Consider the following 12,692-nt stretch of genomic DNA (forward strand, 5'->3'; position numbering starts at 1 on the left):
CCAAAATCTGCATGCGGATGATCGGCGCTGGCGATGACATCGCCATGACAGGGAGCCAGAAGTTTGAAATCAGGAGTGACGCGCAAAAAACAAAGGGCACGCACTTTTACGTGCGCACCCTTTGCGGTCCAGCAGCGTTGGGGCCCATCCCACGCTGACTGCGGCCTCTCTCTAAGGCAGGACCTAGCAGGTCTGAATATTCAAGGCATTGACGACGTTGTTGAAGTTCTGACGCAGCGTGCGGATATCGTCACGCTCGCTCGACATGTGTTGCATGTAAGGGGAACGGTCCTTGGCCTCTTTGACATAGAAACCGTCTTCCGTACGCTTGACCACCGTGCGACCCACGCCGACATACGCGTTGACCTGCATCATCAGGCTGGGGCAGCCCTTCTGGTTCTGTTCGCGCACTTTCTTGTCGTAACCCTGGCCCATGTCATTGACCAGGTTGACCGCATCCTTGAAGCCTTGCACATGCTCACCCAGGCCTTCGCCCGCCATGAACGTGCCGGCCTGGGCCTGCGCGGCCTTGCCCCAGTAGACCAGGCCGATGCGGTAGTAAGCGGCGCTGTCCTTCTTGGCGCTTTCGAAAGCCGTCTTGGTGTTCTGCAGGTCCTGCTCCGACAAACCGGAGAAGAATGCGTCTTCCTGCTTGACCACTTCCGTCAGCGCGGCCACGTAGGCAGCGTTGAGTTCGCGCGCCTTGGCGCCGTCGTCGGCCAGGTAGCCCTTGGACTCGCTGTAGTTCTGCAGGTCATGGCTGAGCGGCGACAACTTGCCCAGCGCCTCGGCGAAGGGCTTGGCCGGTCCGTCCAGGGCCGGCATCGCCGGCTGCATGGCCAGGGCTTTTTCCAGGCCGGCCTTGGTGCGGTCGACGTAGATGTCGTTCTGGATGGTGAAGTTCTTGATCGGACCCTTGGCCTCGACCGCCTTGACGTTGTACTTGGTGTAGCGCTCCAGCACTTCGCTGAAAGAGTCGCCCAGGCCGTTCGCCGTATCGACGTACTGGTTGAATTTCAAGATCTGGGCCTGCTCGGCCGAGGCGGCCTGCGCCTTGGCCGACTGGGCGGAATCCTCAGCCTTGGGCTTGTCGTCACCGCAGGCCGCCAGCATGCAGACTAAGCCCAGGACGAGGGCTTGGCGGAAGGTTCGGTGCAACGAAAACATCATGGATTCCTCGGCAATTCCGTAAAAGGGATTTGTAACGAGGCGGATGATACATAGCTGACAAATCGCTAAAGTAAGCAAATCGGTCAAAAATCCGCCGGCCGCGACAAAACGCTACTTCGCCGGTTTTTCTTCGTTTTGGCTGTAAACACCCGCCATTGCGAGCTCAAAGCGTTATATCCATTCAAATATAACGAGATGACTCGGAAGTTTTACGGATGTGTAAAAACTACACTCCCCCGCACTAAGTTGCATCTTGTTTCTCTGCCGCGCCGAGTATCCAGACGCCCGCTCGGGGGGCCAAGTCTTGTCTCAAGCCCTGTAAGCAGATGACTCCGGCGTAGGTCGCGGCGCGCATCGCAAGATAGAATTCCCCGCTTGTTGCACCGGGTACCCTTCCTTCCTTTCATGCCGCGCCTTTACCAGCTGTGCGTTCTGCTACTGCTCGTCCTGCCGCTGGCCGCCTGCCATCGTGATGTCACGCCCCTGCCCAACGATGCCTACATCTGGCAGCGGGCATGGACACCGGCATTGGTACAGGCACTGCGCGCCAATGACGACATCGTGGCGACGTGGCACGTGCTGGGCGCGGAACTGGATGCTGCCGGCCGCTGGGCCGACACCGCGCCGGATTACGCGGCGCTGGCCGCGTTGCGCAAGCCGGTCGTGCTGGTGCTGCGCCTGGACGGCCGCGTCGACAGGCTGGACGCCGACACGATCCAGGCGCGCCTGAATGAACGGCTGAACACGTGGCGCGCCGCCGGCGTCCGCCTGGCCGGCATCGAGGTCGACTATGACTGCGCCACGGCGCGCCTGCCTGCCTATGCGGCGCTGTTGCGCCGTTTGCGCCAGGGGCAGCAGTCAGGCGCGCTGCCCGGGTTGCCGCTGGCCATCACCGCCCTGCCCACCTGGCTGCACAGTCCCGACCTCGATGCCTTGCTGGCCATTCCCGACAGCTCGATTCTGCAAGTCCATGCCGTGCTGGATCCCGCGCTGGGCTTGTTCAACCCGCGGCGCGCCGAGGCCTGGGTCGACGACTATGCGCGCCGTACGCAACGGCCATGGCGCGTGGCGCTGCCCAGCTACGGCACGCGCGTGGCCTGGGACGACGCGGGCCGCATCGTCACCGTGGAAAGCGAGCGCCCGACCCTGACATCGATGCCCCGCGACGCCGAGCTGGTCGCCCAGCCCGCCGTTCTGGCCGCCTTCAGCGCCCAGTTGCGGCAACACCGGCCAGCCGGCCTGGCCGGCCTGGTCTGGTTCCGCCTGCCGACCGACCAGGACCAGCGCGCCTGGAGCCTGGCAACGTGGCGCGCGGTGCTGACGCAGCAAGCCTTGCGGCCCGAACTCACGTTGACCCTGACGAACTCCGACGCGGCGGCGGGCCAGACCACGCGCGACCTGCTGTTGGCCAACCGCGGCAACAGCGACGCCCCGCTGCCCGGCATCATCCGCATCGCCGGCGACTGCACCGCGGCCGATGGCATCAATGGCTACACCCTGGAACGCGACAGCACCGGACTCTATTTGCGCAGCACCCATGACGGACTGCTGCGCGCCCACTTTCAACGCAACATCGGCTGGCTACGCTGCAACGATGCACAACCCCGTCTCACCCTCAACCCCTGACCGCGCGCGCCGGCCTCTGGCCCGCAAGCTGGGTTTCACGCTATTGCTGTCCGTTCTCGCGGGCGGCACGCTGGTCATCGCCTGCGGACCGGATTTTCCGGCGCAGTTGCTGGACGACCGCGGCACCGCGCTGAACGCCACGCCGACCAACTCCTTCGCGTATGAAGTGAGTCATCTGGTCAGCACCAAGGACAAGTTCCACGTTCAGGAAGACGACTACTACGACCCGGCGCGGGACCGGATACCCGACGATGCCGATAAGGCGCTGAGCGCGGACCTGAAGGGCCGCCTCAAGGCGATGCGCCGCAGTGCCGACGGAGATGCCGCTTATGCGGCGGGCGACGGTTTGCAAGCCGCCTTGCGGCTTTATACGGCGGGCGCGGTGGACTACCGGCTGGCGCAAACGGGCGGCGATGAAGCCAGCAAGGATCCCGCCAAGGATCCCAACGTCGTGGCCAGGCGTGCCGGCGGCCGTTTCAAAAAGGTGCTCGATCTGCCCGTCCAGGAAGGCGCGCCGCGCGCGGTGTGGGCCGCCTATATGTTGGCGGAGCTGCAGGCGCAGGGCTATGTCGAGCCGGTCAGCGGGCAGTCCGTGGCGGGCGCGTATGGTCCCCCTGGCGTGGCGCGCGAACCCGCCGCGGGTGCGCCTGGCGACGCAGCGGCGCCCGCCGCGGACGCCGACGCCGATCCTCGTTCGCCTTCCGGCCATGTGCTCACCGAGCGCGCCGCCGAAAACGCCTGGCGCGAGGACGTCGCGCGCGCCTACGAGCGGGTCCGCGCGCTGGCCCGCACGGGTGCGGACGACAGCCAGGGACTGGCCGTGGCCAGCTACGGCCAGCAGGCCCTGCTCTATCTGGCAGGCCCTGACGGCACGTGCGGCTATGCGGATATCAGCAACCAGGCCCCTTGCGCCGACGACCTTGCGCCGGCCGCGCTGAAGCACGCCATCCATCTTTACGCCGAGCAGGCGGCGCAAGGATCGAACAGCGGCCTGCAGTCGCTGAGCACCCTGGCCGATTGGGCCTTGAGCTCACCTGATCGGGTGCGCAGCCTGATCGACGATTCCGTCGCGCGACGGCTGCTGGTCGCCTACGCCCTCGCCCGCCTGGGCGACATCGTCGACGGCAAGCCGGACAGCGCGAATGACGTGTTCGCCGTCGACGACATCAACGGCCAACACGGCCTGGCCGATGCAGGCGTGGGCAACAAGCGCATCACGCCCAATCCGATGTTGACGGCCTTGACCCAGGCCCTGGCCACGCTCGACCTCGACGGTCGGGATGGCGCCGACCGCGTCGCCGCCCTGGCCTACCGTGTCGGCCGTTACGACCTGGCCGGGACGCTCGCCAACCGCTTGCAGACACCGCTGGCGTGGTGGGTACGCGCCAAGCTGGCCACCCGCCAGGGCGACACGGCGGCCGCGGCACAAGCCTATGCGCAGGCGGTCCAGGCCTTACAGCGCGACGACAGCCTGGAAACCTCCGCGCGGGCGCGCCTGAGCGGCGAGCGAGGGGTGTTGTCGCTGGCGCGCGGGCAGTATGTCGAGGCCCTCAACCAGCTATATCAGGCCTCGACGATGGCGCAGCCCGGCACGCCGCTGGAAGACGCCCCCTTGATGGGCCAGTACTGGAACGACCTGGCCTATGTGGCCGAACGGGTGCTTACCACCGAAGAGCTGCGCAACTATGTGGACACTCATGTGCCCGCCTCGCCCGTGCCCGCCGTCGATCTGAGCAAAATGGACGCGACCGCGCAAAGCGACTGGCTCTATCAACACCCGGTAACCGTGGCCGATCGATTGCGCCAGTTGCTGGCGCGGCGCCTGATGCGCGACGGCGCGCGCAAACAGGCCCTGGCGTATTTCCCGCCCGATAGTGACGCCCGCTTCATGAGCGTCAACTGGGCCGACAACCAGCTGGTGGTGACGCCGCGGCTGGCGCGTCAGGCCGCGACCGACTACGACACGGCCTTGAGCGATGCCCACGGCGCCTGGCGCGACGTCACGCGCGCCCAGGCGCTGTATCGCGCGGCGGGGATCGCGCGCAAACAGGGCATGGACCTGCTGGCTTACGAGCAGGATCCCGATTTCGCTGTGTACGACGGGGGTTATACGTACGGGGCGGGCCGCGACACGCGCGAACTCGCCGGTCCCTACATCACGGATGACGAACGGCAGCGCTACGCCGCCACGGAGGCCAAGCCTTACGCGCGCTTCCACTACCGGGAGATCGCCGCCGATCATGCGGTGGCGGCGGCCGCCGCGCTCCCCGCGCGGTCGCAGGCCTACGCCGCCACGCTTTGCAGCGCGGCGCGCTACATCATCGACGATGACCCGAAGCGGGCCAGCGCCATCTATATGCAGTACATCAAGAACGGCGCCGCGGTGCCCTTCGCCGCCAGCTTCGGCCGCGCCTGCCCGGCGCCGGATTTCGAGGCCGCCGCGCGCTTCCCCTACGTCCAGGCCTGGCGCAAGGTAAAGCGCCACCCCGCCGAAGCCGCCAGCGCCGCGGTGGCGGCCCTGGCGCTTGTCGCAGCCGCCGTTACATTGCTGCGCCGCCGTCGCATCCGGACCATCGCGAGGAACAAACAGCAATAAATCTTGTATCAAAACTTGATAAGTGTTTGATCGAAGTAGCAAATTCGTCAAAATTGCCCTCAAGATAAAACAACAGGCAACAGCGGACGCTTTCCTCCTGCCGCAGGGCCTGCCCGACACGGATGCGCTACAACGAACTCACCTTCGCGGCGGATTGGCTGTCCGCCCGGCACGACGATGGCAGCGCGCTGCGTTTCACACGGAAAGAGCGCGCGGTGTTACGGCGTCTGGTCGAGCGTGCTCCGCATCTGGTCACCCGCGCCGCGCTGCTCGACCTGCTGGCCGAAGACGGCGCGGATCCCGCTGACCGCAATATCGATTTCGTGGTGAACCGCCTGCGCGGCAAACTGGGCGATGCAGCGCGCGCGCCGCGCTATATCGCCACGCAGTACGGCGAAGGCTATTACTGGGTCGCCACCGCGAGCGGGAACACCGCCGGCGCGGCGTCGACCGTCGATGCCGGGGTAGCCGGCGCCACGGCGACGCAGGCCGCACAGGCGCCGGTCGGCTTGATGATCGGCCCCGTGCACGGCATCGCCCCGGACTCCATCGCCGCGGACCTGCCGGCCATCCTGGGCGTCGCCATACGCGCGGCCGGCGGCCTCGACCATGCCGTGCCCAGCGTCCCTGTCACCTGCTCGCAAGCCGAGTGCGACACTGCATTGGCAGCCGCCCGTTACTCGCTGGAAGTCAGCTGCCACATCGACACCAGCCGCCAGCCCACCCGCCTGCATGTGGCCCTGGTTCTGCACCATCGCCCCTCCCGGCATGTCGTGCAGACGTTTCGCACCACGGTACCCGGCCCGGCCGACAGCCATTCGCCGATGCTGCGCCAGGTGGCGCATCAGGTGCTGGCCGCCATGTGGAAACATGGCGTGCCGCTGCCCGGCCTGCATGTGCCCTCGGAAAAGCCGCTGGAATTGCGCATGCACGAAACCGCCCTGATGCTGGCGGCTTCGCCCGACAGCTGGCGCGAGAGCGAGCAGCGCATCGCCCAGGCGCGCGCGTTAACGCCGGACGACCCGATGCTGGACGTGATGGAGGGCCTGGCGCTCTTCACCCGCCTGATCCTTGAGGGCACGGCGACGCATGGCGAATGGTTGGACATCGAAGCCCGCATCGAGACCCTGGCGCTGCGCGCCTTGCCGCGTGTACAGGACAATCCGCTGCTGGTGCTGAGCGTGGCGCGCCTGCTGTTCTTCGTCGAACGTGACCATACCGCGCTGGCTGAGCAACTGGCGCAGGATGCGTTCGAACGCAGCACCGCCTTCGCCGCGGCGTTCGGCACGCTGGCGCCGATGCGCATGGCGGCCGGCCGTTTCGAGGAAGCGCTGCGGCTCTATGACGAAGGCATCCGCCTGGCTGAAGTGGGTTCCGAATTCCGCATCAGCCTGATGGTGATGAAGTGCGTCGCGCTCTTGGCGAGCGATGATCGGGGCCGGCTTGACGCCGCCTGCGCCGAACTCTACGTGGCCAAGCCGCTGACCCGCATGCAGATCGGCCTGTTCATGGCGCCACCGCCGCCCGCGCCGCTGCCGCCGGACCTGCAGCAGACCCTGCAGATCATCGACCGTGGCACCGCGCAGCGCATGCTGCGCTACGCCCACATGGCCTACGCCCGCCATTTCCGCGCGCCCGAACATCGGCACAACATGCTCAAGGGCATCGTCGGGCATTTCGAACAGCACTATGGGGCGGACATCGTGCCGCCTTTGCTGGTGCAGGCGCGGCAGGCTTACGCTTGATCAGGCCGTTACTGGCGTGACCAGGGGCCTGGGCGCCAAGCCTCAGCGAGATCGCAGCTGTCAGCCAGCCGTTTGCAGGCGCTCACGCAATCCCTGCAGTACCTTGGCCCATGTGTCTCCTGCTGCCTTGCGGTGCAGGGTGACCGACGGATACCAGGGCGTGTCGGTGCGATTCAGCTGCCAGCGCCAGTCGGGCATGGCCGGCAGCAGCAGGTCGGTGGGAATGCCCAGGGCGCCGGCCAGATGGGCGGAGGCCGTGTCGACGGTGATGACGCGATCCAGGTTCGCCATCAGCGCGGCGCTTTCCGAGAAGTCGCGCAGCGCATCGTTGGGAACGTGAAGGTTCTCATGGCCCGCTACCGAACGCCATTGCGCGATGGCAGCCAGGTCGGCGGGACGGATGTCCTTCTGCACGCACACGAATTCACACGGCGCCTGCAGCAGCGGAGCCAGCTCGGCGAAGGCAATCGAACGATTGCGATCGTCGGGATGCGCGGCATTGCCCGACCACGCCAGGCCGATGCGCGGCATCGAACCCGCGCTGTGCGTCGGCAGCAATGCTGCCCACTCCTTCTTCAAGGCCTCATCTGCGCGCAATGGCTGGCCCAGCGGCCAGGGCTCGACGCGTTGCTTCGACAAGGCCAGCGGCAGGCTGAGCAGCGGCACATGGCGATCGAAAGCCGGTGTCTGCTCGTCGTCACCGATGACGGTGACACCCGTCAGATTCGCGCGCAGCAAGGCCGCCAACGATGCCTGCACCCGCAGGATCACCTTGCCAGCCAAAGGAATCAGCGCCGGCACATAACGGCTGAACTGGATGGTATCCCCCAATCCTTGTTCGGCATGCACCAGCAGGGTCTGGCCGGTCAGCTTGCCCTCGCCCAGCCACGGCGAGCCGGCGTAAGGCATGGCCTGGCGGCCATCGCGCCAGCGCCACTCATAGTCGCGCCAGCCGTGCGTGAACTGGCCCAGCAGCAGGTTGGTCTGCGCGCGGTTGGTGCGCGCGCCGGCGTGTTCGGAATCGATGGCCAGGGCATGCTTGAAGTGGCGCAAGGCATCGTCGAAGCGATGCTGGTCGCGCGCCAGCACGCCCAGGTTGGTGTGCGCGTCGACCAGCCGGGGATCCAGCTTGATGGCGTTCTCATAGGCCTGCCGCTCTTCCTGCTGGCGCCCCAATCCCCCCAGCACCACGCCTTGCATGTAATGCAGCGCGGCCGCGCGCGGCGCCAGCGCCAGCGTACCGTCGACCAGCGTCAATGCTTCGCTGCCGCGTTGCAGGCGCAGCAGCACTTCGACGATGCTGCCGAGCAGGGACAGGTCGTTGTTGGACTGGCGGTAGGCTGCACGAAAACGCTCCAGCGCGGTGTCCAGGTGGCCATTGCGCAGGTGTACCGCGCCAGCGTCGCGCAGCAGGGCAGTGTCCTTGGGGCGCAGGGCGATGGCCCGTTCGAACTGCTCCGCAGCCAGGGTCAGCGAGCCGACACGGCTCAAGCCATACGCCAGGGCGGCGGCCAGATCGGCATCTTCGGGATGCGCTGACGCCGCGGGCGTGAGCAGGTCGACGGCCGTGGGAAAGTCCCCGGCCTGGAATGCTTGGGCGGCGCGCGCCAGGATGTCTTTGCTGGATTCGGCCGCGGCCATGTCCACTTCCTTACGAATAAATCTGATCGAGCTGCGCCCGTTGGCGCGATGGCGGCCACGGGCAACCCGCCATTCTAATCCAGCCTGATCCGGTCGCCTGGCCTCGCCCGCGCCGCTTCCACGAACCGCGCCAGCGGCGTCTCCGCGGCGGGTTCGCGATAGACCAGCGTAAGCGGAATGGTGAACGCAGACGCGACATCCAGGGCCCGATACCTGACGCTTTCCCGATGCAGCATTTCCAGGGAACGCGGCAGCAGAGTAACGCCGCGTCCCGACGCGACCAGCGTGATCGCCGACAGCAGGCGCGGCACGTCGGCCACCACGCGCGGTGCGAAGCCGGCTTGCGCGCATGCTGCGAGCAACTCGTCCTGCACGCCGGGGCCGTCTTCACGCCGATAAAGGATGAAGGGCTCGGCCGCCAGGTCCGCCAGCGCCAGTGCGCCGCGCTTGCGGGCCAGGGGGTGTTCGATCGGCAGCGCGATCACCATCTCTTCCTGGTCCAGCACCAACGAGGACAAAGCCGGATAGCGCTTGGCGGATGCGCGTACGAAGACCGCGTCCAGCGCCTCGCCGGCCACCGCTTCCAGCAGATCGCGGGTGGTGTTCTCCTGCGAGTCGAGGGCGATCATGGGATGGCGCGCATGAAACGCCCGGATCAGCTGGGGTACCCGTGGATGCAATGAAGCGGAGCTGGTGTAGCCGACCGCGATGCGGCCGATCTGGCCGCGCGTCACCTGTTGCACGCGCACGGCGGCGCGTTCGGCGCCTGCCAGCAGCGCGCGCGCGTCTTCAAGAAAGACGCGTCCCGCCGTATTCAGGCGAACGCTGCGTGGCGTGCGGTCGAACAACTGCACACCCAGTTCACGTTCCAGGTCGCGGATCTGCTGGCTGAGCGGGGGCTGCTGCATGCCCAGGCGCTCGGCCGCGCGCGTCATGTGCTCTTCTTCGGCGACGGCGATGAAATAGCGAAGGTGGCGCAATTCCATTCAGGATATTTCTTGAGTCTGCTTGAGGTAGGTTTCATATATTTTACATATCAAATGGCCAGTCCTAAGATGGTGCTTCTTCGATTTGGCAAAGTCCTTCGGTGACACCTGCACTGCCGTGGAACTTGCCGACGGCCATACCTTGGAACCGCGTCATGAGCATCGATTTCCACTCGCAAGAGAACAAATACACCTACGCCACGCGCACGGCGGATGAAGGCTGGGCGCGCGCCATCGTGGCAGCCGTGGCGCCGCGCGACAAGCGGGTGGTGGATGTAGGTTGCGGCGGCGGTATTTACACGCAGGCCTGGGACGACCTGGGCGCGCGCAGCGTGGTCGGCATCGATTTCTCCGCGCAGATGGTTGCCGCTGCCAGTGAAAAAGCCGCGGGGCGTGCCCACGTTTCCTTCCAGGTGGGAACGGCGCAGGCCACTGGCCTGGCGGATGGCAGCGCCGATGTCGTGTTCGAGCGGGCGCTCATCCATCATTTGAAAAACTACGACGAGTGCTTTGCGGAAGCGTATCGCCTGCTGGCGGCGGGCGGCACCGTGCTGATCCAGGATCGCACGCCCGAAGATGTCGCCGTCCCCGGTTCGCCGGAACATATCCGGGGTTATTTCTTCGACTGCTTTCCGCGCCTGACCGCGGTGGAGGCCGGCCGCCGTCCGGTCGACGGCAACGTTCGCGCCGCGTTGGCGCGAGCCGGCTTCACGGCTGTCGAAAGCGTGACGCTGTGGGAGACCCGCAAGACCTACGCGCGCTTCGACGACCTGGCGCAGGATCTTGCCGCGCGCACGGGCCGGTCCATCCTGCACGAACTGAGCGACGACGAACTACAGGTCCTGATCGCACACATCGGCGACCGTACCGGCCGCGCCGGGACCATCACTGAACAGGACCGCTGGACCCTCTGGATCGCGCGCAAGCAATAAAAAAAGCGACGCGAAGCGTCGCTTATCGCGGGCACAGCGGAGCCGGCTTTGCCGGTCCGCCAGTGCCGCCCCCTTGAGGGGGAGGCGCGTAGCGCCTCGGGGTGGGTCCTTCCTCCGGTCCGCCAGTGCCGCCCCCTGGGGGGCCGCGCTCCGCGCGGTAGGGGGGGGTCATAACTTCCAGTTTGGGCGGATGAAGTGGCAGGTGTAGCCGTTGGGAATGCGCTCCAGATAGTCCTGATGCTCAGGTTCCGCTTCCCAGAACGGCCCAACGGGCGCCAGCTCGGTCACCACCTTTCCAGGCCACAAGCCCGACGCATTCACATCCGCGATGGTCTGCTCAGCGACCCGCTTCTGCTCTTCATCGACATAGAAGATGGCGGAACGGTAGCTGGTGCCCATGTCATTGCCCTGCCGATTGGGCGTGGTCGGATCATGGATCTGGAAGAAGAATTCCAGGATCTTGCGAAAGCTGATCTTCGCCGGATCGAAAATGATCTCGATGGCCTCGGCATGCGTGCCGTGATTGCGGTAGGTGGCGTTGTCCACGTCGCCGCCGCTATAACCGACACGCGTGCTGATGACGCCGTCGTAGCGACGGATCAGGTCTTGCATGCCCCAGAAGCAACCGCCCGCGAGTACCGCGCGTTCCTGACTCATTTCACGTCCTCCACTTGATCCACATAAGCGCCGTAGCCTTCGGCTTCCATTTGCGCGCGCGGGATGAAACGCAACGACGCCGAGTTGATGCAGTAGCGCAGGCCGCCGCGGTCACGCGGGCCGTCCGGAAAGACGTGGCCCAGATGGCTGTCGCCATGCGCCGAGCGCACTTCGGTACGGATCATGCCGTGCGTGACATCGCGCAGTTCAGCGACGTTGGCGGGCTCGATGGGCTTGGTGAAGCTGGGCCAGCCGCAGTGCGAATCGAACTTGTCCGCGGACGCGAACAAGGGCTCGCCGGACACGATGTCCACGTACAAGCCGGCTTCCTTGGTGTGCAGATATTCCCCAGTGTCGGGACGTTCGGTGCCGTTCTGCTGGGTAACGCGATATTGCTCGGGGGTCAGCCGCGCAATGGCGTCGGGGTCTTTATGGTAGGCCATTCTGTGCTCCTGGTCGCCTGGGAGAGCCGCCTAGATGGGGGGCGGCCCGCCGAATTCAAGTGGAAACATACCGCTCGGCGGGTTTTGGCGTATTGTTGACGCACTGACGATACGCCGAGCCGCGTGCCTTTGTCTCTTTCATCCGGACGCACCGTGGGGTTATCTGGCGTATCGCCCACGTATAGCTATAACGAAAGACGAAAGGAGCCCCCCACATGAGCAATCCGTCCCCATCCGCCGCCGTGACGGCCGAGCGCCGCCAACGCGTGCAAGACACGCTGGGCGATATCCGCCAACTGCTGTCCGGCAAACCGCTGAGCCGAGAACTGCTGGCCGACATCAGTGCCCGTCTGGAGCGCCTGGCGCAGGCCCGCGAGCTGTTCGACACCAGCGAATTCCCGCCGCCCGCCGGCGGCAAGGGCGAGTCGACGCGCTACCGCCTGAATCCGGACGACGGTGATGACGACATCGCGCTGTATCTGAATTCCATCAATCCGGGCAAGACGTCGGTGCCGCACAATCACACCACCTGGGCGGTGATAGTCGCCATCGCGGGCGACGAGCTGAACCGGGTCTATGAGCGGACGGACGATGGCAGCGACCCGGAATTCGCCAAGCTGGCCCTGGCGCGCGAACAGATCGTGCGGCCGGGCGCGCCCATCGCCTTCCTGCCGGATGATCTGCACAGCATCCACGTCACCGGCACGGCGCCGACCCTGCATTTCCACCTCTATGGCCAGCCGCTGGAAACGCTGAGCGGCCGCATCGGGGTCGAGCCGGACACCGGCCGCATCGTCAACTACAACAAGTCGAAGATGAAAGAGAGCGTGGCGGCCGGCGGCTGATTTTGACGCCGGGCCGCCCCAAGTCAAAAAGCGTCCCCCTGGGGGACCGGG

Annotated in this window: 10 protein-coding genes; 5 read left to right on the forward strand and 5 right to left on the reverse strand. The window is 66.0% G+C overall.

What is annotated here, in order from left to right:
* Window positions 1-183: 183 nt before the first annotated feature.
* Window positions 184-1,170, reverse strand: a complete 987-nt coding sequence (locus ASB57_RS19555; protein ID WP_231755193.1) for a DUF3829 domain-containing protein — start codon at window positions 1,168-1,170, stop codon at window positions 184-186.
* 405 nt (window positions 1,171-1,575) lie between these two features.
* Between ASB57_RS19555 and ASB57_RS19560 the strand changes: the two genes are divergently transcribed.
* The 3 genes from ASB57_RS19560 to ASB57_RS19570 all read left to right on the forward strand — a co-directional run bounded on the left by ASB57_RS19560 (window position 1,576) and on the right by ASB57_RS19570 (window position 7,137).
* The gene (locus tag ASB57_RS19560) at window positions 1,576-2,796 is read left to right on the forward strand and encodes a DUF3142 domain-containing protein (protein ID WP_057656281.1); all 1,221 of its coding nucleotides are present in this window, start codon (window positions 1,576-1,578) and stop codon (window positions 2,794-2,796) included.
* Window positions 2,765-5,392, forward strand: coding sequence for a hypothetical protein (locus ASB57_RS19565; protein ID WP_082621722.1), 2,628 nt, complete (start codon window positions 2,765-2,767; stop codon window positions 5,390-5,392). Before ASB57_RS19560 ends, ASB57_RS19565 begins: the two co-directional genes overlap by 32 nt.
* 122 nt (window positions 5,393-5,514) lie before the next feature.
* Entirely contained in the window at window positions 5,515-7,137 is a 1,623-nt protein-coding gene (locus tag ASB57_RS19570; protein ID WP_057653731.1) for a helix-turn-helix domain-containing protein, read from the forward strand.
* 60 nt (window positions 7,138-7,197) lie between these two features.
* Here the strand turns inward: ASB57_RS19570 and ASB57_RS19575 are convergent, their stop codons facing one another.
* Entirely contained in the window at window positions 7,198-8,778 is a 1,581-nt protein-coding gene (locus ASB57_RS19575) for a tetratricopeptide repeat protein (protein ID WP_057653732.1), read from the reverse strand.
* A gap of 74 nt (window positions 8,779-8,852) precedes the next feature.
* On the reverse strand, window positions 8,853-9,764 hold the full coding sequence (locus ASB57_RS19580; RefSeq protein ID WP_057653733.1) for a LysR family transcriptional regulator: 912 nt from the start codon (window positions 9,762-9,764) through the stop codon (window positions 8,853-8,855).
* A 155-nt stretch (window positions 9,765-9,919) separates the two neighbouring features.
* Here ASB57_RS19580 and ASB57_RS19585 point away from each other — a divergent pair, with 155 nt between their 5' ends.
* Window positions 9,920-10,696: a class I SAM-dependent methyltransferase gene (locus ASB57_RS19585; RefSeq protein ID WP_057653734.1), complete on the forward strand. Its 777-nt coding sequence runs from the start codon at window positions 9,920-9,922 to the stop codon at window positions 10,694-10,696.
* 168 nt (window positions 10,697-10,864) lie between these two features.
* On the opposite strand, the gene msrA is transcribed toward ASB57_RS19585, so the two are convergent.
* Both msrA and msrB read right to left on the reverse strand, forming a co-directional pair.
* Entirely contained in the window at window positions 10,865-11,353 is a 489-nt protein-coding gene (gene msrA, locus ASB57_RS19590; protein WP_057653735.1) for a peptide-methionine (S)-S-oxide reductase MsrA, read from the reverse strand.
* On the reverse strand, window positions 11,350-11,796 hold the full coding sequence (gene msrB, locus ASB57_RS19595; protein ID WP_057653736.1) for a peptide-methionine (R)-S-oxide reductase MsrB: 447 nt from the start codon (window positions 11,794-11,796) through the stop codon (window positions 11,350-11,352). The genes msrA and msrB overlap by 4 nt, the downstream gene beginning before the upstream one ends.
* Window positions 11,797-12,011: 215 nt before the next feature.
* Between msrB and ASB57_RS19600 the strand changes: the two genes are divergently transcribed.
* Entirely contained in the window at window positions 12,012-12,641 is a 630-nt protein-coding gene (locus ASB57_RS19600) for a cysteine dioxygenase family protein (protein ID WP_057653737.1), read from the forward strand.
* Window positions 12,642-12,692: the final 51 nt, after the last annotated feature.

This window comes from Bordetella sp. N (assembly GCF_001433395.1).
In the GTDB taxonomy this organism is placed as follows: Bacteria; Pseudomonadota; Gammaproteobacteria; order Burkholderiales; family Burkholderiaceae_B; genus Bordetella_C.

What these genes read in the sequence shown, in the direction of transcription:
- ASB57_RS19555 (WP_231755193.1), bottom strand. Translation starts at nt 1,170, where the DNA reads ATGATGTTTTCGTTGCACCGAACCTTCCGCCAAGCCCTCGTCCTGGGC.
- ASB57_RS19560 (WP_057656281.1), top strand. Translation starts at nt 1,576, where the DNA reads ATGCCGCGCCTTTACCAGCTGTGCGTTCTGCTACTGCTCGTCCTGCCG.
- ASB57_RS19565 (WP_082621722.1), top strand. Translation starts at nt 2,765, where the DNA reads ATGCACAACCCCGTCTCACCCTCAACCCCTGACCGCGCGCGCCGGCCT.
- ASB57_RS19570 (WP_057653731.1), top strand. Translation starts at nt 5,515, where the DNA reads ATGCGCTACAACGAACTCACCTTCGCGGCGGATTGGCTGTCCGCCCGG.
- ASB57_RS19575 (WP_057653732.1), bottom strand. Translation starts at nt 8,778, where the DNA reads ATGGCCGCGGCCGAATCCAGCAAAGACATCCTGGCGCGCGCCGCCCAA.
- ASB57_RS19580 (WP_057653733.1), bottom strand. Translation starts at nt 9,764, where the DNA reads ATGGAATTGCGCCACCTTCGCTATTTCATCGCCGTCGCCGAAGAAGAG.
- ASB57_RS19585 (WP_057653734.1), top strand. Translation starts at nt 9,920, where the DNA reads ATGAGCATCGATTTCCACTCGCAAGAGAACAAATACACCTACGCCACG.
- msrA (WP_057653735.1), bottom strand. Translation starts at nt 11,353, where the DNA reads ATGAGTCAGGAACGCGCGGTACTCGCGGGCGGTTGCTTCTGGGGCATG.
- msrB (WP_057653736.1), bottom strand. Translation starts at nt 11,796, where the DNA reads ATGGCCTACCATAAAGACCCCGACGCCATTGCGCGGCTGACCCCCGAG.
- ASB57_RS19600 (WP_057653737.1), top strand. Translation starts at nt 12,012, where the DNA reads ATGAGCAATCCGTCCCCATCCGCCGCCGTGACGGCCGAGCGCCGCCAA.